A 23,230-nucleotide genomic window follows, 5' to 3' on the forward strand; every position below is an offset into this window, starting at 1 on the left:
TCACTCCTAATCTAAGCTAATTCGCATAACCTCTTCTAATGTTGTAACGCCCTCTTGGACTTTTTTCAAACCAGCTTCAATTAATAAATTGGTCCCATCTTTTCGGGCTTGTTCTAATATTTCATATTCCCGTGCATCATTTGAAATCATCCGAATAATGGTTTCATTAACATCGAGGATTTCAAAAATTGCGGTACGTCCTTTATATCCTTTATTATTACAGATTTCACAACCGTGAGCGCGTTTCATTTTATCTATTTTTACTCCATTCCGCTCAAATACTTCTTGCTCAGTTTTGGTGGGTTTATCCACGGTACTACAGTGAGGACAAACAACACGGAGTAACCGTTGTGCGACAACCCCACTGAGAGAGGAGGCAACCAGGAAGGCATCAATACCCATGTCAATAAGACGGGTTATTGTTTTTACCGCACTGTTGGTATGGATGGTCGACAATACTAAGTGTCCTGTGAGTGAGGCCTTAACGGCGATTTCCGCTGTTTCACTATCACGAATCTCCCCGACCATGATGATGTTGGGGTCTTGACGTAAAATCGATCGCAATGCGTTTGCGAAGGTAAAATCGATATCCGGGTTAACGTTAACCTGGTTAATTCCTTCCAGTTCAATTTCCACAGGATCTTCAACGGTGATAATGTTGACATCATCAGCATTTAACTGATCGAGTGAAGCGTATAATGTTGTTGTTTTCCCACTACCAGTAGGTCCACTAACCAAGACAATTCCGTTGGGTCGATGAATCAGTTTTTCAAATACAGTTCGTTCTTGTGGGTCGAGTCCTAACCGATCGAGACCTTTACTGTCACGCGATAAGTCTAGAACACGCATAACTGCTTTTTCACCGCGAATGGTAGGTAATGTTGAAATCCGAAGATCGATAGGACGACCTTCGATAATGGTTTTAATCCGACCATCTTGCGGTAATCTCGTTTCGGTAATATCCATATGGGACATAACTTTGATCCGTGAGATTAACTTCGATAAAATAACCTTCGGTAAGGTTCGCTCTGTTCCAAGAACACCATCAATCCGATATCGGATTTTAAACTCAATATCACTCGGATCGATATGAATATCGGATGCTTCACTTTTTACTGCGGTGAGTAAAATTTGATTTACTAGTTGGATAATCGGTGATTCATTGGAATCTCCTTCGGTATCTTGTAATAATTCTTCATAGAATTTTTCGTCTTCTTTTTTCTTTTCTTTGACTTCGATACCAAGTGATTTTAAGGTTTTGGTAAATCCATAATATCGTGCAATTGCAGTATCGATATCATTTTGAGTAGCCAATACGGTTTCCACGTTCATTCCGGTTCGAAGACGAACGTTCTCAATCGTTGGAAAATCAAGTGGGTCGTTGGTTGCAATGACAATCCGACGTCCGTGAATATTGATTGGCATAATACGTGATTTTGTTACAAATTCTTCGTCGAGTAGTTTTAATACACTTTCATCAATATATAACAATTGCAAATTAACTCGTCGGATACCCAACGAGGCTTCTAGTGCATCGACGATTTGTGAGTCATTACAGAAACCAAAACGAATCAATGCTTCTCCGATTTTTTCCCCTTTTTCCCGTTTGCGGAGGGCTTCGTTAATTTGTTTCTCGGTTACAACTCCTTGTTCAAATAGAACATCCCCAAGTCGCTTTTGAACATTTCTTGCCATGTTACCACTCCCTAAACTTCTTACGGTTCAAATATTATTCGATTAATTGGTGGGTAAAATTCAAATAGAATATTATCTTTTTCTACATTACCATAGACATCGGTGATTACTCGTTCCACGTCGATGATAACGCCATTGTATCCAATTTGTAAATAGTTTACATTATTGGTTGATTGTGTAATATATGGAATTTCTGTTTTTAGTATATTTGCTTCGATATCGTACTCAAATGGCACACCATAGAGCTTCAACTCGCCATTGAAATCATCGGTCTTTTCAACCGTGAAGTAATACGAAAACTCATTCGGATTGTAGAACGAAAAACTCTCATCAACAATCCGGGTAATAACGGTATTCCGACCAAAGTATGGATACGTATCAATGGTATACATCGTAAAATCAATATCCGGTTCATAGTGAACCTCATTGATGATGAAATTCGTATCTAATATGGTAGCTAACATTGCCGATGATAACATTGTTAACTCTTGATCATTTAATGAACTTCCTAAAACACTAGTAATGTCAAATAATGTTTTTTCAGGAACAAAAATCTGACCATTTGTTTCCGGATAAAGTTCAATAATATCGGTTATAACGCTGTCAATTTGGACTCCTTCTGGAACGCGGAATGGACTACTTCCCAACTCAACAACCAGTTCCGTTGCTTCACCAAGGTAATCTTCCACATGTTTATTGGAATACGAACGCATTAACTCTGCATCGCTCAATACATCATCAATAATAATATTTATATCTATATATGGTAATACATCTTGTAAAAACGGCAATGCGGAAATTTCAGCACGAATCATTTCCAAATCTTCTGTTTGATATTTCGCAACAAGTTCATTGGTGATTCCATCGGTTAATTTATAAGTAGACAGTTCCAAATCAAATAATATTAAATCACGATCAAAATAATACACATAATCTTGATATGTTAATTGGAACCTAATTGTGTCATCACTGTACCAGTAATCAATTCGTTCATCGAGTAATGGAATTACTTCTGGTTCGGTTAAACCACCAATATAGACACTACCCAGTCGTGTGTCTGGCCCAAAGGTGCCAACGCGATACCCAACGGTCATATACCATATCACAAAACCAGTGGCCAAAACCATGATGGTCACTATTGCGGTATATAATATAAAACCAAAGTTGCTATTCCGAAATTGAGAGTTCATATAGTCACCCCACTTACATACTTTCAAAATCATTATACAATATATTGACTAGATTTACAAAAAAAACTAAAAAAACCTTCAAATATTAAATTTTTATTAACGATTTTGCTTTTGTAAACGTGTTATGATATAATTTATATGATATAGAAAATGGAGGTGAGTATGCCCGATGAAAATGAATCAAAAAGGATTTTCCATATTGGAACTAATGGCTGTTTTAGTTATTTTCTCGGTAATACTGGTTCCCTTGCTCATCTCGTTTACAAACTCACTCGAAATTAACCGACAAGCATTAACACAACGAATTGCTGCTTCTGTCGCAGAAGGTGCCTTGTACGCAATTGATAAAATTGACTATTCACAATTAGCCCTTGCTGTTCCCGAAGTTGGTGTCGACCCAGATAATTACCTTACATTAGATGTAAATACCTGTTCTACTGAGTTTGGTGGAGCAAATGATATTGCGATTTGTGAAAGCATTTTTGAAATGCAGTCACAAAATCTAACCTTTGATGCAACAGAATTCAAATTATATATTTTTGAATATGGAGCGTATGATGAGGTAGTCAATGATACGTCACTCCCAATTGATGTGCGTAATGTCGTCGCATTGGATGCCGATGTGATCGCCGCAAACGATGCACCAATTGACAGTCTATTTTGGGCCGTCATCTGGTTGGATTATTTTGATGACCCCGATTTAATATTGGTTAACGTCGGAATTGTAGCGGATGAAGATCCGCCATTAAACTAGGGTGGTGTGTCGATGAAAAAACAATTAACAAAAGCCAATAAACGCCAAGCTGGTTTAACCATTATTGAATTGCTTATCGCCATGGCTATCGGATCGATTGTGTTAATGATGTTAATGCAACTGATTGTTATGAATGTCACGGTTCGTCGTGAATACGAGTACGAAAACTTTGTAACAAACCAAAGTCTATTGATTTCGGATGTCATTCGTAAAAATCTCGCGAGTCTTCAACCACACCGATTTGAAGTTACAGATGATGGGACGACAGTAACCGTCTCCTTCTTCCATGAATACGATTGGACTTTAAATGCTGGGGCACTTGATTTTGATGTTTCAACCGCAGAAACAGAATACCTATATTTGGATCGAACCGCCCAAACGATTACCTATGAATACGCGAATGGTTCTACAACCGTACTGCATGCAACCAATCTAAAAGTCTTAACTGCCAGTGATATAACCCCAACTTATTATGAAAACGTCAGCCCAGATCCAGCTACTTGTACCGATGTATATGCGGCTCGCGCCGATCGCATTTGTGGGGATGGGTATATCGAGTTAGAATTATCACTTGCCGTTGAATTAAATGGTATATTACAAGAGGTGTACGACTTTACCACAAGAATCATCATTTAATGTATTATTCATACAATATCCACAGATATATCTTATAATATATCATGAGAGGAGGGTTCCTATGATACGACTTCTCAAACAATTGTTTCACAGATCACATAATCAGCGCGGAAATATTTTAGCTTCTGCGTTTATCAGCATGGTTATATTAAGTTTATCACTTGCTGGTATTGCCCAATTAACCGTGAATCAATTTGTCACAACAAAAGTAAAATTAGAATCAATTGATGCGGACCTTCTCGGTGAAGGATTGTTAAAACAGTCTATTTATGATTTTGAACTATATCTCAATTCCAATACCTTTGATGTCGCTGGTTACTACAGCACCTACGTTGATGGTAGCGGTTATAACGATTACGGCATTTTAGTGGAAGACGTTAGTAATTCGACCGATTTAAATGGTGATTATACCGATTATGATGGTATCGATGCCATCGCAACTCGATTTACCTATATCTATAATGACGGCAATAGTTACATGCGGATGTATTCCTTTGCCTCCAAAGGCCAAACTTACACAGAATCAATTGATCCTTATTTATTCCAGATGGCAACCAATGGTGATTTAATCCTTAATAGTGGTTATTTGCGGAATCCAAACCTGTTTGGAGATCGAATTGTATTCACCAATGTCGCACCGTATATTAACGAAGGATTAGCAGCGCCTGCCAAAACACCAGCTGCTTCAGGGGTCTATCCCGACTTTAATGGGAATGGTAGTCAAGCAGACACCTATTACCGCGAGGCCTTCTACTACTGTGAACCCGATTGTTATACCCTTGGCGCAACCGTAAATGATAATTTTGTTTTAGAGGAATCAGAGTTCTTAAACGTTGAAATTGAACCAAACTCCTTAGAAACTGGAAACATTAATGCCGATATGGTGATTGCAAACTTCTTTAGTGATTATGCCCTTGAAGATCAATTAATTGAATATGTTCAATTGAGTGGTCCTACCGAAGATCGCACGGTTACGGACTCGATGACAATATCAACCATCGGATCCGTCATCTACAATGACAATGCCGGCGATGCGGTATCCACCTATACCTGTATTGAATACAAACCAAATGGTACTTGTAAAACCTATGGTACCATCGAAACAGCACCAAGTGATCCCTATGCTCGATTGAATACATTCTCTTCTTTTGATCCAGCAAATAGTGTGACGGTATTAAACACTGCGGGAATCTACAATGGAAATTTAACCATTAGTGAAGATTTCACCATCACTAACTTTGACGTGACAAACACCGAAACAATGATTGTATGGGGCGATCTTACCATTGATAACGTTGGTGCGATTGACATTACAGGAATGATTGTCGTTTTAGGTGACCTGTACTTCACCGGTGATGATGTTACTGTTTCTGGTGGTTTCTATGTCACTGGACAAACCTTCATCGAATTCAATGAAGGAGAAGGTTTTGTTGATAGTGGTGGAACCGATCATAAGTTTTCACTTTATGGAATGGACAACATAATGGTCACGTCTTTGTTTGAAACACATGGAAACAACACCAACTCCAATATCTTCAACTGGTTTGTCTATACCGAAGAATCCATCTATATTGATGCAGTGAATAATGTTGTGGAAATAAATGGTGTACTATATGCTGCTGCAAAAGGTAACAGCGGTAATGAAATCCCAATGGAAGACGAATCCGGTAATCCGATTCGCGGAATCGTCGTCAACTCATTTAATGGGTACGTACGTTCCAATGGAACAGTTACCATTAAGAATAATTATTTCACCTTTGATTTCGACCCTGTAAATGAAGCTAGTTTAGGTTCAAAATTTGTTGAACTTCCCGATTTTGAAACCGTATTGGTTCAAGAAACCGAAGAAGGGTCATACGAACGTACAGAAGTCTATTATAACAACTAAAAAAAAGACCAGAAATGGTCTTTTTTAATGCTCAAATCCTTTGATACATTCTCCGATTATCTCCGATAGTGTTGGATGGGCATGAATGATATTCCGATACGAATCAATTGATATCTTGGTATACATTAATGATCCCACTTCATGAATGAGATCTGCCGCATGAGCACCAATGATATGACATCCAACGAGGACGTTCTCCTCATTAGCAAGCATCTTAATAAAACCATCGGTTTCATTCATACATTGTGCTTTCGCATTGGTTTTATACATGTATTTGCTTTTGTGATAGGTTGTTCCTTGAAGATCTTCTTCGGTTTTACCTATAGAAGCTATTTCAGGGAAACTAAAGACAACACTTGGTACCAAATCAAAATTGATATCCATTGGTTGATTTAACATATGACTAATCGCCTTGTACCCGTCATACGTTGCCTTATGGGCGAGCATCAATTCACCGTTCACATCACCAATAGCATAGATGTTATCAATTGATGTTTGTTTATTGTCATTCACGACAATTCCCGAAGCCTGATAATCAATCCCGAGTTGTTCAAGGTTTATTCCGCCAAAATTGGGCTGTCGTCCCGTTGCGAGTAACACATAATCCGTAGGAATCTCAACGATTCCTTTTTTGGTCTTGACAAATGCCACATACTCATCATCCACTTGACGTATTTCGTCCAGTGTTGCAGATGTATGAATCGTAAGACCTTTGCGTTTAAAGAGATTTCGTGCGCGTTTTTGTATGTCTTGATCAAGTGGTGGTAAGATCTCTTTTTGATACTCGACGAGTGTCACTTCGGCATCAAAATGTTGAAAGATTGATGCCATTTCACATCCAATGACGCCGGCTCCGACGACCAGCAAACGTTTAGGGAATTCATGTAAATCAAGAAGATCTTTGGAATCATGAATAATCATTAATGTGTCTCCCTTGAACGGAAACTTACGGACGGACGAACCCGTTGCAATAATGATGTGTTTCGTAGCGAGTTCTGTACCATTAACAACGACAGTATTTGCATCCTTGATTGTTGCTGTACCCTGAATCAGTTCCACACCAAGTCGTTTCAATGATGTTTCGATATTGTTCACTTGATGGGATACAATGGATTCTTTTCGTTCTTTGATTACATCATAATCAATATTCATGGATTGTATATGAATACCAAAGGTATCTGCTTCTTTCACCTGGGCGATTTGTTTGGCGTTATGATATAACGCTTTTGTCGGAATGCAACCCCAATTTAAGCATGTACCACCGACGATATTTTCTTCTACTAAGACAACATCCAATCCATGTTCTTTGGCAAATATGGCAGTATCAAATCCACCTGGACCAGCACCGATAATGACGACATCTCTCATAGGAGATCCCGATATTTTACAATAGGTTGGCGTGCAGCTTTTGCTTCATCTAGACGTTTTACTACTGTAGTATACGGTGCTCCTTTCACCAATTCTGGATTCGTTCTGGCTTCTTCAGCAACTGTCCGCATCACATTGATGAAGTGATCAACTGTTTGTTTGCTTTCGGTTTCGGGTGGTTCAATCATCAACGCTTCTTTGATGACGAGTGGGAAATAAATCGTTGGTGGATGAACATCGTAATCAAGTAGTCGTTTCGCAATATCAAGCGTTGTTACATGCTGTGTTTTATCACGAAGACCATTGAAGACAAATTCATGTTTACAAACCGATTCAATGGGAAGTTCATATACATCTTTCAATGATTCCTTGATGTAATTCGCGTTGAGTACAGACAGTTTTCCAACGTATTCAAAATGTTCTTTGCCAACGGTTAGTAAATAGGTATATGCTTTGATTACGACACCAAAATTCCCGTAGAAATGGGATATTTGGCCAATGGTTGTGTCATTATCCATCTCGATGTCAAAGCCATTTACGGTTTTCACGACAACCGGTTTCGGTAAATACGGACGTAGAAATTCTTTGACGCCAACCGGTCCACTACCTGGTCCGCCACCACCGTGTGGTGTCGAGAACGTTTTGTGGAGATTGATGTGCATAATGTCAAAGCCCATATCACCAGGACGAGCAACTCCAAGTATTGGATTCAAGTTTGCTCCATCGTAATATAACAAGCCACCCGCTTCATGTACCAAACGGGATATTTCTAAAATATCTTTTTCAAAAATTCCGACGGTATTTGGATTGGTAAGCATGATTCCTGCGATTTCGTCACTAAGAACCGTTTCCAAATCCTCAATGTGAACAGTACCATCTACATTGGATTTTACTTCAATAATATCGAAACCGGCAACGGCAGCACTTGCTGGATTGGTTCCATGAGCACTGTCGGGCACAATGACTTTCGTCCGTTTAAAATCACCACGATCATGATGATATTTCTTCATAATCATCAGGCCAACGAGTTCACCATGAGCACCCGCGTATGGATTTAAAGTAAACTCATCCAGTCCACTTAATTCCGATAGAATTCGCTGCGTTTCATAGTAGATTTCCAAGTTTCCCTGAACGGATTTAATCGGTTGATAGGGATGCAGATGAAACGCTGGGAGATTACTGATATCTTGATTGATTTTCGGGTTGTATTTCATCGTACATGATCCAAGGGGATAAAATCCTTTTTCGATCCCAAAGTTTTTAAAACTAACATTGGTATAATGGCGCAATGTTTCCAGTTCGCTTACTTCCGGTAACAACAAATCGTCTTCACGACATAATCCCGGATTAATTTTATGTTCAGGAATGTCATAATTTGGTAGACTATATCCTTTTCTCTCTGGAGTGGATAAATCAAATATCAATTTATCGTAATACATCATAATCCCTCCAATACTGTCACAAAGCGATCAATATCGGCTTTGCTTCGTTTTTCTGTTGCACTAAACAAATAGAGGTCTTTCATGGAGGAATCCAAACGCTCTAAGGCCAAAGGTCCAACAAAACCAGCATCAAAACAGACGTCTTCTAGGACCGTTGGATCAACACTTGAACGGAGAACGACATCTTTGAAGAACGGCTGTTTAAAAACACCTTTAAAGGATGTTTTTTGTTCCAGTTGATTCGCAAGATAATGCGTTGCATTAACCGATTTTTGTTGCGCTTCACGGATTCCTTGTTTTCCCATAACGGTTGCGTATATGGTAACAAATAATGCTAGTAAACTTTGATTGGAACAGATGTTCGAGTTGGCTTTTTCCCGACGAATATGTTGTTCACGCGCTTGCAATGTTAAAACAAAAGCACGTTTTCCATCACTATCGGTTGTGACACCACAGATTCGACCTGGCATTTTCCGCATAAGTTTAGTAGTCGTTGCTAAATAGCCAATATATGGTCCACCAAATGATAGTGGAACGCCAAGACTCTGACAATCTCCTACGGCAATGTCAGCACCAAATTCACCGGGTGCTTTTAAGATGGATAAACTGCTGATATCACTATTCACTATGAACAAACCTTTGGTTTCATCCAAGATGGCACGATAGGGTGTAAGATCTTCAATGATGCCATACATGTTTGGACTTTGCACAATGATTCCTGCATATTCTTTACTATTTTTCTGGGTGAAATCATCCACATCAGTAACACCATTTTTCATTGCCACAAATTCGACCTTTAACCCACGATAATGCGCATAGGTATTGATGACATTAATGATGTTTGGATTGACAGTTTTTGATACGAGGATCTGTGAGCGTTTTTTGGCATTTGTTGCCATAAACATCGCTTCCGCAGTAGCTGTAGCACCATCGTACATCGATGCATTGGAGACATCCATTTTTGTTAGTTCTGTAATGACACTCTGAAACTCAAATATATACTGCAAAGTCCCCTGCGATATCTCCGGTTGATATGGTGTATACGACGTCAAAAATTCTTGTCGTTCGACAAGATGACGAAGAATACTTGGTGTGTAATGATCATATGCACCAGCACCAACAAATGGGATGAGCACATTATTTTTTTGTGCCAGTTCTTCAAACCGTTGATAGATTTCTAATTCACTATGAGACTGTGGTACATCCAAATCCAAGCCTTTTAAAGAATCAGGTATTTCAAGAAACAAGTCATTGATGTCAGAAACACCAATAACTTGTAGCATTTGTTCAATATCTAGCTTGGTATGGGGCAGATATTTAAACATAGGTGCCTCCTACTCGCAAATGTCTTCGTATTCTTCAGCTGATAATAAATCGTTTAATTCTGTTTCGTCTTCAAAATCCAGTTTTACAATCCAATTTTCATAAGGATCTTCATTAATCAATTCAGGACTATCTTCCAAATCATCGTTGACAACAACGATGGTTCCAGTAAGTGGTGAAATAACATCACTTGCAGCTTTAACACTCTCAATCGCGCTAAATTCTTCTCCTGCTTCGATGGTTGTCTCTTCTTCAGGAAGTTCTACAAACACAATTTCTCCGAGACTTTCTTGGGCGTAATCCGTAATCCCGATATACGCAAATCCATCTTCCACTTTTACCCATTCATGGGTGTTCGTATAATACAATCCTTTTACAATTTTGCTCATTTTTGTCCTCCTCTATTTCTTATAGTTTTTATTATAAAACTTTTTCGTTCTGACAACAACACTTTTTCGTTTTCCACGAATATCAACCGTTAATTTTGTTCCCCGTTTATCATAAGGACGATCAATCAGGGCCAATGCAACGGTTTCATTTGTACTTGGGGACTTGTATCCCGTGGTAACAACACCAACCACCGTATCCTCGTGATATACCTCGTATCCATGTCGCAATATTCCTTTATCCATCATGGTTAATCCACATAGTCGTCGCAACGTTCCTTGTTCTTGTTGTTGTACTAATGCATCACGGCCGATGAAGTCTTGACGATCCAATTTAACCGCAAAGGATAATCCAGCCTCAAGTGGAGTAATGGTAGGGCTTAGTTCATTACCATAAAGCGGTAAAGCCACTTCAAATCGTAATGTATCCCGGGCACCAAGGCCAATCGGAGCAATTTGATTGCCCCCTGTAACTAGCAATTGTTCCCAAATCAACTCAATATCTTGATGGGCACCATAGATTTCAAATCCATCTTCTCCCGTATATCCGGTTCGAGATACCAAGAATGTCATTCCATCAATGGGTATCATTTGGGATGTAAAAAAGGTAATTTGATTCAAGTCGTATTGCGTAAGTTTTTGCAACACATGTTGCGCTAACGGACCTTGTAACGCAACTTCACTAAAATTATCCGATTCATTGGTGACACGACAATCAAAATGATTTTGCTCCAATACCCAAGCATAATCTTTATCTACGTTTGATGCATTAACGACCAGTAAAAAGTGATCTTCAGCAAAGCGATACACCAGCAAATCATCGACAACACCACCATCGGGATAACACATCATCCCATATAACACCTGATGATCATCCATTGCTGCTACATCATTGGTAAAAATGTAATCAACAAGGTGCAATGCTTCCTTACCACGAACACATATTTCGCCCATATGCGATACATCAAATAGTCCACATTTTTCACGAACATATCCATGCTCTTCGGTAATAGAAGTATAGGAAATGGGCATTTCCCATCCTGCAAAGTCAACCATTTTAGCACCTAAATCTATGTGTTTCTGATACAGCGCTGTTTGTTTCATTCCGACTCTCCTTTGAATTGTTTATGTGCTTCATAGCTACTTCGAACCATTGGTCCTGAAGCAACAAACTGGAATCCCAACTGTTTACCAATATCTTTGTAATCGGCAAATGTCTCTAGCGATATATACTCATCGACTTCACGATGATTTTTCGATGGTTGCAAGTATTGGCCAATCGTCAAAATATCACAACCAACTGCTCGTAAGTCTTTCATTAACGAAATCACTTCTTCTTTGGTCTCACCAATTCCAAGCATAATCCCTGATTTGGTTAAGATACTCGAATCAATTTCTTTCACGCGCTTGAGTAATGTTAGACTACGCTGATAATTGGCACGATCACGAAATCCAGGATAAATCCGTTCAATCGTCTCTACATTATGATTAATGACATCCGGTTTTGCATCAACAACGCGTTTAATTGATACATAATCTCCCATAAAATCTGGTACCAAAACCTCAATGGTCGTATCGGGTGCGCCTTGCTGAATGGTTTTAATGACGTCAACAAAATGACTACTTCCATAATCACCACGTAAATCATCCCTTGTCACGGAGGTAATCACAACGTGCTGTAGTTTCATTAATTTTACCGCTCGTAATATATTATTCGGTTCTTCTTTATCCACTGCCAGAGGTCGTCCTTGAGCAACATCACAAAATGCACAATTTCGGGTACACCTTGTACCGAGAATCATAAATGTTGCCGTTTTATGACTAAAACACTCCATCTGATTGGGACAACTAGCTTCCTGGCAAACCGTATGTAAATTATGCTGTTCAAGCAATGCTCTAATTTTCTTTGTCTGACGGTTTAAATCTTTTAAATCGACTTTCAAGTAATCTGGTTTTTCCTTTTGCTTTTTCGTTCTTTTCCCAAAAATTAGTTCGAGAAATTCACCTCGTTTTAATCCATGAAAATACAATCGAACTCTATGTTGCTTCGTAACATCTACAAATGCTTGACGAGTAAACGCAACATCACGAAATGCCATTTCAAACTCACGAACATTCTGTAGACTGAAAAAATCTCCAGTGATTCTCAATTGTTGCACATGATTGTGTTTGACATCGATATGCACAGTGTAATTACCTGAATCAAATTTCATCGTCCTTTCGAATGAAAACTTGGGATTCTTTCCATAATTCCATTCATCGGTATGAAATTTCTGCTCATATTGGTGTATACGATCAAGATCCAGCTCTCGTAACGGCATGGATTCTGTCGCAATCTCCTGTACCAGATGTTGATACAGTTCATCCTTTGTCAAATCAGTAATTGTACCAATATTGATAACACGACTCTCGACACTGGAAATCGCATGTTTTGTTAATTTGGATTTGTCCGGCGTTAATGCCCCGATTAAATGTTCCATATTTGAATCAAATAATATCGTACCATGAACGACTAGCTTATCCTTATATATATATTCAGCGTTGCCGCTAAATTTACGACCGTTAACCAAAATATCATTACGACCAGTAAATTCGGCATTAATTTGCACCTTGTGCAACGCATTAATAATATGATTTACGTGCGTCTTAAAAATATCAGGATGATTCTTTTTTTTAGTAATGAACGAAAACTGAAAACACCCAGGGTCCGTATACACAGCTCCCCCACCACTATTCCGTCGAACGACCTGAATATGGTTAGTATCTACATATTCCTGATCCAATTCAACACTTGTAACTTGATGACGACCAATCATAACCGTAGGATCTACAGTCCATAGTAAGAAAACGTCTTGATCATGTGAAAAATCTTTGATTAAATACTCTTCAAGCCCAAAGTAAAAAGCACATGTATGAATCGTATTCTCCGTTGTATCAATATACAGCATTTAACCACCATCTTTCTACCATTATGATACCATATAAATTATTGAATACAAGCGTTTTCCGCACAAAAAAAACAGAGGTAAATACCTCTGTTTATTCTTCGTTTACATCGTCTTTGAAAACGTCATCAAACCGGAATCGAACCTGGTGATGTGCAGGTACAATAATCTTCTCATTTGTTTGTGGATTTACAGCCTCTTTTTCTGGCATTTCGATTGTGGTAAAGAATCCTAATCCAGGCAATTCTACCTCATCTCGATTAGCCAAAGCTTCTTTTACAACTTCAGCAAAGTATTTTAAAAACTTGTTGGCCTTATTTTTACTTAAATCAGTTGTTTCTTCCATCAGTTCAATAAAGTCTTTTTTTGTTTTGGTAACAATTTTAGCTTTTTTGGGTTTCTTTGGTTTTGGTTTAGGTTCCTCTTTAGTTTCCTCTTTAGGTTCCTCTTTAGTTTCTTCCTCAGGTTCTTCCTCAAGTTCTTCCTCAGGTTCTTCCTCAGGTTCTTCCTCAAGTTCTTCCTCAGGTTCTTCCTCAGGTTTTTCTTCAGGTTCTTCTTCAGGTTCTTCTTCAGGTTCTTCCTCAGGTTTTTCTTCAGGTTCTTCTTTAGGTTCTATTGTGTCCTCAACAACAGGTTCTGGAGTTGATTCTGGTGCTGGTTCTTCAGCTATGACTTCTTCGACAACTGGTTCTTCTTTTGGTTCAATTTCAGGAGCGACTACCGGTTCTTCACCATCATCATCAACCAGATCTGTTTCGATACCAAAAGCGTCCAAAAACTGTTTGAATGGTTGGAACTCTACAGTGTTGTGTGCCTCTACATGAACCATCGCATCTACTGTAGCATCATATTCATCGTGTTCATCAATATGAACTTTCGAGAAACGACCGAAATTTGCAATTTTAACAACATCATCTTCGACCACTGTTTCCTTGATTGTTTCTAAGAATGCATTGACAAACGATCGAGCATCATTTTGACTAAGTCCTGTTTGTTTTGATAAAAGGATAACCAGCTCCGTTTTATTTAGTTTATCAGCACGTTGCTTGTGTTCTTTGAGTGCTTCTCTTTCAATTTCATGCTGCTCGATTTGTGCCATTTCTTGTTTCATTTCACGGCGTTGTTCACGTTTTGATTTTTGGTTGTCAAATGCTTCGAAAACTTTATCTTTGAGGGATACAAAAAAGTCACCAATAGTAGACCAAAAATCATTTAATGAGCGTTGTACAGATTGGAGGATAGTTTCATTGTTTGGGTTGTGTGATTGTTTTCCTTGGCGTAGTTTCGCGTACAGTTCTTCACGTGATATTTCGGTAATTTCGACCGTTTCTTGTTCTAGTGAACGGCGGTATTCCGATACGGATAATAACTTCGATTCTTTATGCGCAAATTCATAGAAGACGCGACCGGTGATAAGAAATATTATAGTACCAAAAAATAATGGAAGTAATGAAAAACGGAAAAATGGGGCATCATCACGAATACAGACAAATGTATTCACTGCTTGACAGTCAATTTTCCCAAGTAGCATTCCAAAGAATAAGTCAATTAAGAATAGGATGAAAAAAATCGCACTAAATATGAATGCTATTTTCATGAATTTTTCATAGAAGATTTGTGTTTTAGACATCATATCACCTCAATAGTCATTGTACCCTATGAAAATTAAAAAAGCAAACAAAAATGGTCAAATGTTGACCATTTTTTAATTCTCGGTGGCTCTAAGTGGTTAAATTATTCGCTGTTCAACTATTGTTGCATCCGCATATTTTGAATAAATATCAGCTGCAAAATCAAGTTCCTCTTGGAGAGATTGTGTGCCAGTAAACGAGATTATAAATAGCAAAATCTTGGATGTTTTCATCGTTATTTTTGTTCGGTCTGTATCACTAGTGGTCGAACCAAATGGTCCAATTTCATCTTCGTATAGAGGAATATGTTCAATATTTAACTTTCCACGACCTATTCCGTAATATTCATCATTGGATGTTCCTAGACGGATTACTACATCTCCTTTGATCTGATGATAGTCCAAAACAGCAACACTTTTACGTGTATGCAACGAAAGAACATTACCTAGATCTACCACATTATTGATTCGATACAAAGCATTGCCTTTCACAATCCGACGATAGAGACTTTCTACTGCTAACCGATACCTTGAAGGGTCTTTACCAAAGGCTTTGTAGGCATCGCGACCTTCTTTGATAATCGGAAGATTCACAACATCAGAAATGTCATATTGTGAGGATATGGATGATTCGTAGTCGTGTACAATTTGGTTAAGTTCAGAACGACTGTCAACCGTCACATTCGCAATTAAAACGGCCACATGAAACTGTGGTACTTTTGTCTGAATTGATGAATCAATTGTTATTTTCATACGCACCTCCTGGTACAAAAAAGAAAGTATTCAAACTTTCTATTTGGATAAGCGTAATGTATCACGAGCAATCATGACTTCTTCATTTGTTGGAAGTAAAAATAGCTTAATTGGTGAGTCATCGGTCGATATTAGTTTCTCGACTCCACGAACAAAGTTACGTTCCTCATCAATGTGAACGCCTAGTGGTCGTAATCGTTTCGCAATCAATTGGCGGGTAAAGATTGCATTTTCTCCAACACCAGCCGTGAAACATATGGCATCACAACCACCCATTGTAACAAAGTAAGCAGCCACGTAATCACTAATCATTTTGACTTGTTTTTTAACAGCTAACAGACTTTGTTTGTCCCCTTTATGAGCTGCTGTCCATAAATCGCGTGAATCGCTTGAGTTATTTGAGATTCCGAGATATCCTGATTGCTTATTTAAAATGTTAACAACTTCTGAGACATCGAGATTTTCTTTTTTTGCGATAAACTCCACAATAGCTGGGTCGATATCACCTGAACGAGTCCCCATCAGGATTCCCGCAAGTGGTGTAAAGCCCATGGATGTATCGACACTTTTTCCACCATCTACAGCGCATATACTAGCACCATTCCCTAGATGCAAGACAATTATTTTTGTATCTTCTAGTGGTTTGTTCAATAGTTGTGCGGCACGTTCGGCAACAAATCGATGACTTGTTCCATGAAATCCATATTTTCGAACGCTATATTTTGTATACCAATCATAGGGTACACCATACAAGTATTCTTCTTCCTTCATTGTTTGATGAAAGGCGGTATCAAATACCGCTACTCCCTTGATATGTGGTAACGCTTCTTGAAAAGCGCGAATTCCTGTAAGATTAGCGGGGTTATGAAGCGGTGCTAAATCACTTACTTCTTCAATCGCTTGAATAACGTCCTCTGTAATTTCAACACTATTCGCAAATTTCTCACCACCATGAACAACACGATGACCAACACCATTTATGTCTTCTATTGATGATACAATGTTTAAATCAACCAGTTTGTGTAATAATAGTTTTACAGCAACGCTATGATCCTTAACAGGCGTTTTCTCTTCAAACTTCTCACCGTTCATCTTGATTTTTATAACGGAATTCTCGATTCCAATTCGTTCTACAATACCAGATGTTAGCACCGTTTCTTGTGGCATTTCTAATAATTGAAATTTCAGCGATGAACTCCCTGCATTCACAGCAATAATTTTCATAATGTACCTCCATTTATATAAATTCATGTATATGTGATTCTTTGAGGCAAACAATGTTGTTGATCACCTTGATTATATCGATCCAATAAATCACACTAACTATGTGAAATTATACCACAAATGTCCGCTATTTTTAACTCATTATGTTCTTTTTTACGAAATATGCTTGACTTTCACGTTACGTAAAGGTTTATAATAACGGTGGTGATGGATATGGAATACAAAATTCATGAAGTAGCACAGATATCAGGAGTTACAACGAGAACCCTTCGTTACTATGATAAAATTGGTCTCTTACAACCACAACGAATTCGCGAAAATAACTATCGCATATATGATGATACAAGTATTTCTAAGTTACAAATCATCTTATTATATCGAAACATTGGCTTATCACTAGCTGATATTAAACAGATGATTTCTAGTCGTGATTTTGATTACATTACGGCATTAGAACGTCATCGTCAAAAGATTCTTGAGGAACAAAAAAAACTACATCAGATTATTAGTACAATCGATCAAACAATCGCATCTCACAAAGGAGGCAAACAAATGAGTAATCAAGACAAGTTCTACGGGCTCAAAGAAGAAATTATTGCAAAAAATGAGGAAGATTTCGGAGACGAAATTCGTGCAAAATACAGTGCAGAGACCATTAATCAGTCCTATCAAAAAATGCGTAAGATGTCAAAATGGCAATGGCAAGAAGCTGAACGTATTGGTGCATTGATATTGGAAAAGTTACCTCAGGCTATGAATCAAGGCATTGATAGTGATACCACAAAGAGGGTATGTGAATTGCATAAAGAGTGGATACAATTTTACTGGCCAACATATGACCAACAGGCGCATGTTGAACTGGTAAAAATGTACACTGTAGATGAACGATTTACAGCATATTATGATGCCGTGAAACCGGGAGCAGCACACTTTCTATATCAGGCGATTAAACACTATATAAACGATCTGGATTAAAGGTCGTTTTTTTTGGTCGCAATAAAAAAAGCACGACAACGGTCATGCTATTGATTACAAAAATGGTACCAGCGGTCGGAGTCGAACCGACACGGCCTTGCGGCCACAAGATTTTGAGTCTAGCGTGTCTACCTATTCCACCACGCTGGCACAGCAATAATATTATACAATATTTTCGCCTTGATGCAACAACAAATTTAAATTATTATGACATCTCCAGTTTTTATATGTTGGATTTTATCACGCATAATCATTTTTAATTGTTGATATGCATCTTTACCGGTACAATGACACGAGTAAAACTTGGATTCTTGTCGTTGTTCAAATTTATGACCCAGCTGAGTTAAGTAATCCGTTTGTTTAAAATCAAATGAATCATAGTGTGAAAAGTGATACCCGCCAATTATATGAGTGAATGAAATCGCATGCTCAGTTTCCAACGTATCAATGATATTCTCAATACCTTTATGAGAGCATCCACTAAACAGTACCGTGTTCTCTTCTTCTTGAACGACAAGATAAATCTCGTGAGCAAAGTTTTCATCAATGAATCGACCGTTGTAATAGAACTTTAACTTGTCATCTTTAATCATCGATTCAACGAACGGCACTTTGGCATAAATCGTTATTTCTTCATCAATAAATACATCCTCTTCAACAAAGACAAATCGATCCAACTGTTTTGGCTGTTTGATACCAATATTTTCATATCCATTTGTCTTTTGCTTCACGTGATCATCAAATGCATATTTAGAGACGTAAATAATGGCCTTTTTATTGATTTTTAAAAACTTTTGAAGCCCTGAACCATGATCAAAATGGCCGTGTGAGATAACCAAAATGTCAATCTCTTCAAGATTGACACCGAGTTGTTTTGCATTTCTTATAAAATAATTATTTGGTCCTACATCAAATAAAATATTGTGTTTGTACGTTTCAATATACAAACTCAGACCATGTGCTGGTTTTAAGTTTTTTTGCTCACTTTCGTTTTCCAGCAAAGTAACTACTTGCATCAAATCACTCCAAGATTTCTAGAAACTATTCATCCTCGTTACGTAGTTTCTTAATAAGTAATTCATAGCCCCCTGGTCCAAATGTAAATGATTTGGATATCTTTGAAATCGTTGCTGCGCTAATCCCTGTTTCACGCTCGATTTCTTGATACGTTTTTTTTGCATATAACATTTTTGCAACATCAAATCGTTGGCCAAACGCTTCCAACTCATTGATGGTACACAAATCATCAAAGAAACGATAACATTCTTCAATGTTCTCTAATTTCAAAATTGCTTCAAACAATCGATCAATTTGCTCGTTTTGAATTTTGTATCGATAATTCATACTATCACCTCTACAAACAACATTATATCATGAATGTATTAAAATAATTGTATTAATTTTTTCAATTTTTACCAATAAAATTGTACTCCTAATTGTTATATGGGTGAAAGCAGATCAACTATCTACCTTTTGGTGGGGACACACCATAAACGATACGTTAGAAAACATGTGAGGGTGTAACGCACCCTCCTCCCTTCTTCTTTCTATATTTCTTTACATCATCTCGAAAAGTACATATAATAGTTACGAGGTGATATGATGACACCAAAAGAGTTGAATCGACTTGTTAAACGACTACAAAATGGTGATATGTCTGTATTTGACCCGATCTATTATGAAACGAAAAGTTTGGTATATTATACCGTACTAAACATCTTAAAAGATCAATCATTATCAGAAGATATCATGCAAGATAGTTATTTAAAAGCATTGGAAAAAATCCACTCATTCAAACCATCGTACAGTTTTAAATCCTGGATTGTGATGATTGCTAGAAATCTTGCAATCAATGAATACAATCGACGTAAACGTGAATTATCATTCGATGTGAATGAGGATGAATATATATTTGGAACCCAAGAAAGTACCAGCGAAAAACAGATGATTGTTAAAGAAATGTTGGAATCCTTAAAACCGGAAGAACAAGAAATCGTAATCCTGCATGTAATCGGTGATATGAAACACCGAGAGATCGCAGCGATATTAAATAAACCAATTGGAACCGTAACATGGGCATACAATGAAGCCATAAAAAAATTACGGAACCAATACAGAGAGTAGGTGATTGTATGAATGATGAGAAATTTAAAAAACAGATACGTGATGCATTTGAAAAAGACGTACCTGATGTGCTGAACCAAATCAAAGCATCGCCAGAGTACCGTGTACCCGATAAACCGCGGCGGTTTGGATGGTCGTTTACGACGAAACGATTGGTGCTTAGTGCTACCAGTGTTGTTGTCATTGCCCTTCTTCTAATCATTGGTGCAAGACGCCTACAAGATCCTGTTGTTGCATCTACCGTAACGCTCGAAATCAATCCCTCTATTCAAATCACTTTGGATGAAGATGACAATGTGATTGCTGTAACAGCAATCAATGATGACGGTGATGCCATCATCCAACGAAACATTCGTTATCGTGGGTTGACCATTGAACAAGTTACAGAGATTCTTATCAATCGGTTTGAAGCGCTGGGATACATTGTCGACACCACGGATGAATCCAATATTATATTAATAGAAGTTGATGCCGATAACGACAGCATCCAGTCCCGTGTGGAAGGCGCATTCAAACAGAGCCTTGAAACAAGAATGGGCCGTTTCAATGCACCTTATTGGGTACTTAATGCGCGTCAAATTCCACTTACTCCCGAGCAAGAACAAGCCATTCAACAAGATCGGATTATGAATCAATATACACGAGCTAGAGTAGCATTGATTTACCGGATTACTACCTTGGATGACAGTTACACCATTCAAGAATTATTGCCATTGACCGTACGTGAGTTATATGATTTATTTATCAATTTAGAAGATCCTGATAATCTACCGGATTATGACGATATGCCCCATCATCCAATGGGACCACACATGAATCCATATCTACCCGATACTTCGATCATATTCAGTTATTAATTATAAGAAAAGGACATCTCAATGATGTCCTTTTTTTGATTACTTAATCCCCCGTTGTTTTGGTGTTAACCCTGGAGTTGATTCTTTTGCAGCTTGGCGCATATGTGCAAGCGTAGAACTTACTTTTTGCTTTTTCGATTTGTTATATAACATCTCATCGATACCTTGAGCAGCGCGATGTCCATCCGCAACTCCACTGATTAGATCTGGTCCTCGGAAGATATCTCCTCCGACAAACAACCATGGAACACCTTCTACTTGTCCAAGCTCATTGGCTTTGATTTTTCCACGAGTAAATTCCAATTTATCTTGTAATCCTTGTGGTATATATTCATAATCTGGAGCTTGTCCGATGGCAATAAAAATTTGTTCTCCTTCAATAATTTGTTCACATTCGTTGTCAAACTCAGGATTGAAGTGACCTTCATCATCAAAGATGCATAGGCATTTCCATAAACGTAGACCTTCTACGTTTCCTTTTTTATTTATAACAACTTCTTGTGGTCCATTACCACAGAAGAACTCAATACCTTCTTCGTTTCCTTCGATGTATTCATCATCGGAAGCTGGTAGACTATCTTCGTTTTCTAGTGATGTCAATTTAACATGTGATTCACCATATTTTAGCATTTGCAAGCGCGTTGCACTTCGGGCAACATCAAAGGCGACATCTCCACCACCAATAACCACAACACTACGCTCTACATGGATATCTTCAAGTTTTAGATTCCCACGTTCATACTCCCGTACCTGGGGTAAGAACTCCATAGCACCAACAACATTTTTATGATTGCTACCAGGAATGTTAAGATCGCGTGGTTTGAAGAATCCAGTTCCTAAGAATACAGCATCATATTTTGTTTCAAGATCGTCCATTGTTACATCTTTCCCAACGCGTGTGTTGGTATGAATAGTAACACCTAAGTTTTCGATAAAATCAATGTCTTTATCAATTGCGGTATCCGGTAAACGATAGGCTGGAATACCATAGCGCATAACACCACCAGTTTGTGGCATTTCTTCAAATACGTCGACTTCATAGCCCATGACTCTTAAATAATAGGCTGCACCTAAACCAGCTGGTCCACTACCGACAACAGCAACTTTGCCATCAACAACTTCACTGACAGGTTCGTGGATGGCTTTATGATAAATATCATTTGGGGCACTGTCGATGATATAGCGTTTTAACCAACGAATCGCAATGGCTTCTCCACGAACGGCAATCGCACATGCAGTCTCACAGTTGTGAGTACAAACGCGACCACAAACACCTGGTAATGGATTGGTTTCGTATACTTGGCGTAATGCCCCTTCAATATCATCTTCCCAGATGGATTTGATGTACGCCGGAATGTGCATTTGAACAGGACAACTGCTTTCACAGACACCACATTCCACACAACGAGCAGCTTCTTGTTTCGCATATTCTTTACTATATCCGCGGACTATCTCGATAAAATTCGATTTCCGATCCTCCGCATCTTCATGTTCCATATGAACACGTTCTAAGTCGAGTAAATCACTAACATCATCTTTTACCCAACCATCCTCTACTTCTTGACCTTGCCATGTTTTTTCCGGCATTAACAAAAACTCGTTAGGGTCAGTATGGGCATAGATGTATTCTTTACTCATTTTCAACGAACCAGTTGTACACGTATCAACACAAAGGGCACAGAAACAGCACCGTCCATAATCAATAACGGGTCGCTGTTGATGTTCTCCAGCTTTTTCTGGAATGTCGAGTCGTTCCACCATTGTAATCGCTTCTGTTGGACAGATTTCTTCACAGGTTGAACAACCAATACACTCTTCCCAATCGTTGGTGTGAAACCCGCGAATGTTATCAGGTGCAGTACGTGGTGCACTGTTTTCTACGTCAATGGGTTTTGTGATCGAGTTTCGATTTAAATAGTTTGCATTTTTCTTGGTGAAAATACGTTCAAAGGGGTGGGTTACTGGTTTTTTAAATAGATATTTCCATAAACGTAATGGTTTAAATATACTTGGTTTTGGATATTTACTTTTCATCATAAC

Annotated in this window: 20 protein-coding genes and 1 tRNA gene; 6 read left to right on the forward strand and 15 right to left on the reverse strand. The window is 38.2% G+C overall.

Going from position 1 to position 23,230, the window contains the following annotated elements:
* Positions 1-6: 6 nt before the first annotated feature.
* Both G4Z02_RS09280 and G4Z02_RS09285 read right to left on the reverse strand, forming a co-directional pair.
* Positions 7-1,695: a GspE/PulE family protein gene (locus G4Z02_RS09280; protein WP_258877743.1), complete on the reverse strand. Its 1,689-nt coding sequence runs from the start codon at positions 1,693-1,695 to the stop codon at positions 7-9.
* 20 nt (positions 1,696-1,715) lie between these two features.
* Positions 1,716-2,885: a hypothetical protein gene (locus tag G4Z02_RS09285; RefSeq protein ID WP_258877744.1), complete on the reverse strand. Its 1,170-nt coding sequence runs from the start codon at positions 2,883-2,885 to the stop codon at positions 1,716-1,718.
* 169 nt (positions 2,886-3,054) lie between these two features.
* Here G4Z02_RS09285 and G4Z02_RS09290 point away from each other — a divergent pair, with 169 nt between their 5' ends.
* The 3 genes from G4Z02_RS09290 (at position 3,055) to G4Z02_RS09300 (ending at position 6,163) form a co-directional block, all read left to right on the forward strand.
* Positions 3,055-3,639, forward strand: a complete 585-nt coding sequence (locus G4Z02_RS09290) for a type II secretion system protein (RefSeq protein ID WP_258877745.1) — start codon at positions 3,055-3,057, stop codon at positions 3,637-3,639.
* A gap of 12 nt (positions 3,640-3,651) precedes the next feature.
* A complete protein-coding gene (locus G4Z02_RS09295; RefSeq protein ID WP_258877746.1) occupies positions 3,652-4,275 on the forward strand; it encodes a PilW family protein in 624 nt (207 codons plus the stop codon).
* A 61-nt stretch (positions 4,276-4,336) separates the two neighbouring features.
* A complete protein-coding gene (locus G4Z02_RS09300) occupies positions 4,337-6,163 on the forward strand; it encodes a hypothetical protein (protein ID WP_258877747.1) in 1,827 nt (608 codons plus the stop codon).
* Positions 6,164-6,187: 24 nt separating this feature from the next.
* On the opposite strand, the gene lpdA is transcribed toward G4Z02_RS09300, so the two are convergent.
* From lpdA to G4Z02_RS09345, 9 genes are all read right to left on the reverse strand, one after another.
* Positions 6,188-7,531, reverse strand: a complete 1,344-nt coding sequence (gene lpdA, locus G4Z02_RS09305) for a dihydrolipoyl dehydrogenase (RefSeq protein ID WP_258877748.1) — start codon at positions 7,529-7,531, stop codon at positions 6,188-6,190.
* On the reverse strand, positions 7,528-8,973 hold the full coding sequence (gene gcvPB, locus G4Z02_RS09310) for an aminomethyl-transferring glycine dehydrogenase subunit GcvPB (RefSeq protein ID WP_258877749.1): 1,446 nt from the start codon (positions 8,971-8,973) through the stop codon (positions 7,528-7,530). The genes lpdA and gcvPB overlap by 4 nt, the downstream gene beginning before the upstream one ends.
* The gene (gene gcvPA / locus G4Z02_RS09315) at positions 8,970-10,298 is read right to left on the reverse strand and encodes an aminomethyl-transferring glycine dehydrogenase subunit GcvPA (RefSeq protein ID WP_258877750.1); all 1,329 of its coding nucleotides are present in this window, start codon (positions 10,296-10,298) and stop codon (positions 8,970-8,972) included. The genes gcvPB and gcvPA overlap by 4 nt, the downstream gene beginning before the upstream one ends.
* A gap of 9 nt (positions 10,299-10,307) precedes the next feature.
* Positions 10,308-10,685 carry a glycine cleavage system protein GcvH gene (gene gcvH / locus G4Z02_RS09320; RefSeq protein WP_258877751.1) on the reverse strand — a complete coding sequence of 126 codons (378 nt, stop codon included), beginning with the start codon at positions 10,683-10,685 and terminating at the stop codon, positions 10,308-10,310.
* A gap of 12 nt (positions 10,686-10,697) precedes the next feature.
* Entirely contained in the window at positions 10,698-11,786 is a 1,089-nt protein-coding gene (gene gcvT / locus G4Z02_RS09325; RefSeq protein ID WP_258877752.1) for a glycine cleavage system aminomethyltransferase GcvT, read from the reverse strand.
* Positions 11,783-13,630, reverse strand: coding sequence for a bifunctional lipoate--protein ligase/lipoyl synthase (lipA, locus tag G4Z02_RS09330; protein WP_258877753.1), 1,848 nt, complete (start codon positions 13,628-13,630; stop codon positions 11,783-11,785). The genes gcvT and lipA overlap by 4 nt, the downstream gene beginning before the upstream one ends.
* 91 nt (positions 13,631-13,721) lie before the next feature.
* A complete protein-coding gene (locus tag G4Z02_RS09335; protein ID WP_258877754.1) occupies positions 13,722-15,257 on the reverse strand; it encodes an HU family DNA-binding protein in 1,536 nt (511 codons plus the stop codon).
* Between the two features lie 99 nt (positions 15,258-15,356).
* Positions 15,357-16,010, reverse strand: coding sequence for a B3/B4 domain-containing protein (locus G4Z02_RS09340; protein WP_258877755.1), 654 nt, complete (start codon positions 16,008-16,010; stop codon positions 15,357-15,359).
* Between the two features lie 39 nt (positions 16,011-16,049).
* Positions 16,050-17,237 carry an acetate kinase gene (locus G4Z02_RS09345; protein ID WP_258878719.1) on the reverse strand — a complete coding sequence of 396 codons (1,188 nt, stop codon included), beginning with the start codon at positions 17,235-17,237 and terminating at the stop codon, positions 16,050-16,052.
* A 210-nt stretch (positions 17,238-17,447) separates the two neighbouring features.
* On the opposite strand from G4Z02_RS09345, the gene G4Z02_RS09350 reads away from it, so the two are divergent.
* Positions 17,448-18,209 carry a MerR family transcriptional regulator gene (locus G4Z02_RS09350; protein ID WP_258877756.1) on the forward strand — a complete coding sequence of 254 codons (762 nt, stop codon included), beginning with the start codon at positions 17,448-17,450 and terminating at the stop codon, positions 18,207-18,209.
* 63 nt (positions 18,210-18,272) lie between these two features.
* On the opposite strand, the gene G4Z02_RS09355 is transcribed toward G4Z02_RS09350, so the two are convergent.
* From G4Z02_RS09355 to G4Z02_RS09365, 3 genes are all read right to left on the reverse strand, one after another.
* Positions 18,273-18,359 (reverse strand) — tRNA-Leu (locus tag G4Z02_RS09355).
* A gap of 47 nt (positions 18,360-18,406) precedes the next feature.
* Positions 18,407-19,225, reverse strand: a complete 819-nt coding sequence (locus G4Z02_RS09360; protein WP_258877757.1) for an MBL fold metallo-hydrolase — start codon at positions 19,223-19,225, stop codon at positions 18,407-18,409.
* 25 nt (positions 19,226-19,250) lie between these two features.
* Positions 19,251-19,553 (reverse strand): YerC/YecD family TrpR-related protein, encoded by a 303-nt coding sequence (locus G4Z02_RS09365; protein ID WP_258877758.1) that lies wholly within the window; start codon positions 19,551-19,553, stop codon positions 19,251-19,253.
* 255 nt (positions 19,554-19,808) lie between these two features.
* Here G4Z02_RS09365 and G4Z02_RS09370 point away from each other — a divergent pair, with 255 nt between their 5' ends.
* Entirely contained in the window at positions 19,809-20,333 is a 525-nt protein-coding gene (locus G4Z02_RS09370) for an RNA polymerase sigma factor (protein ID WP_258877759.1), read from the forward strand.
* Between the two features lie 8 nt (positions 20,334-20,341).
* The gene (locus tag G4Z02_RS09375; protein WP_258877760.1) at positions 20,342-21,190 is read left to right on the forward strand and encodes an anti-sigma-I factor RsgI family protein; all 849 of its coding nucleotides are present in this window, start codon (positions 20,342-20,344) and stop codon (positions 21,188-21,190) included.
* 39 nt (positions 21,191-21,229) lie between these two features.
* Here the strand turns inward: G4Z02_RS09375 and G4Z02_RS09380 are convergent, their stop codons facing one another.
* On the reverse strand, positions 21,230-23,227 hold the full coding sequence (locus G4Z02_RS09380; RefSeq protein WP_420885516.1) for an FAD-dependent oxidoreductase: 1,998 nt from the start codon (positions 23,225-23,227) through the stop codon (positions 21,230-21,232).
* Between the last annotated feature and the right edge of the window lie 3 nt (positions 23,228-23,230).

It is taken from the genome of Candidatus Xianfuyuplasma coldseepsis, assembly GCF_014023125.1.
GTDB lineage: Bacteria > Bacillota_I > Bacilli_A > Izemoplasmatales > Izemoplasmataceae > Xianfuyuplasma > Xianfuyuplasma coldseepsis.

What these genes read in the sequence shown, in the direction of transcription:
- G4Z02_RS09280 (WP_258877743.1), bottom strand. Translation starts at nt 1,695, where the DNA reads ATGGCAAGAAATGTTCAAAAGCGACTTGGGGATGTTCTATTTGAACAA.
- G4Z02_RS09285 (WP_258877744.1), bottom strand. Translation starts at nt 2,885, where the DNA reads ATGAACTCTCAATTTCGGAATAGCAACTTTGGTTTTATATTATATACC.
- G4Z02_RS09290 (WP_258877745.1), top strand. Translation starts at nt 3,055, where the DNA reads ATGAAAATGAATCAAAAAGGATTTTCCATATTGGAACTAATGGCTGTT.
- G4Z02_RS09295 (WP_258877746.1), top strand. Translation starts at nt 3,652, where the DNA reads ATGAAAAAACAATTAACAAAAGCCAATAAACGCCAAGCTGGTTTAACC.
- G4Z02_RS09300 (WP_258877747.1), top strand. Translation starts at nt 4,337, where the DNA reads ATGATACGACTTCTCAAACAATTGTTTCACAGATCACATAATCAGCGC.
- lpdA (WP_258877748.1), bottom strand. Translation starts at nt 7,531, where the DNA reads ATGAGAGATGTCGTCATTATCGGTGCTGGTCCAGGTGGATTTGATACT.
- gcvPB (WP_258877749.1), bottom strand. Translation starts at nt 8,973, where the DNA reads ATGATGTATTACGATAAATTGATATTTGATTTATCCACTCCAGAGAGA.
- gcvPA (WP_258877750.1), bottom strand. Translation starts at nt 10,298, where the DNA reads ATGTTTAAATATCTGCCCCATACCAAGCTAGATATTGAACAAATGCTA.
- gcvH (WP_258877751.1), bottom strand. Translation starts at nt 10,685, where the DNA reads ATGAGCAAAATTGTAAAAGGATTGTATTATACGAACACCCATGAATGG.
- gcvT (WP_258877752.1), bottom strand. Translation starts at nt 11,786, where the DNA reads ATGAAACAAACAGCGCTGTATCAGAAACACATAGATTTAGGTGCTAAA.
- lipA (WP_258877753.1), bottom strand. Translation starts at nt 13,630, where the DNA reads ATGCTGTATATTGATACAACGGAGAATACGATTCATACATGTGCTTTT.
- G4Z02_RS09335 (WP_258877754.1), bottom strand. Translation starts at nt 15,257, where the DNA reads ATGTCTAAAACACAAATCTTCTATGAAAAATTCATGAAAATAGCATTC.
- G4Z02_RS09340 (WP_258877755.1), bottom strand. Translation starts at nt 16,010, where the DNA reads ATGAAAATAACAATTGATTCATCAATTCAGACAAAAGTACCACAGTTT.
- G4Z02_RS09350 (WP_258877756.1), top strand. Translation starts at nt 17,448, where the DNA reads ATGGAATACAAAATTCATGAAGTAGCACAGATATCAGGAGTTACAACG.
- G4Z02_RS09360 (WP_258877757.1), bottom strand. Translation starts at nt 19,225, where the DNA reads ATGCAAGTAGTTACTTTGCTGGAAAACGAAAGTGAGCAAAAAAACTTA.
- G4Z02_RS09365 (WP_258877758.1), bottom strand. Translation starts at nt 19,553, where the DNA reads ATGAATTATCGATACAAAATTCAAAACGAGCAAATTGATCGATTGTTT.
- G4Z02_RS09370 (WP_258877759.1), top strand. Translation starts at nt 19,809, where the DNA reads ATGATGACACCAAAAGAGTTGAATCGACTTGTTAAACGACTACAAAAT.
- G4Z02_RS09375 (WP_258877760.1), top strand. Translation starts at nt 20,342, where the DNA reads ATGAATGATGAGAAATTTAAAAAACAGATACGTGATGCATTTGAAAAA.
- G4Z02_RS09380 (WP_420885516.1), bottom strand. Translation starts at nt 23,227, where the DNA reads ATGATGAAAAGTAAATATCCAAAACCAAGTATATTTAAACCATTACGT.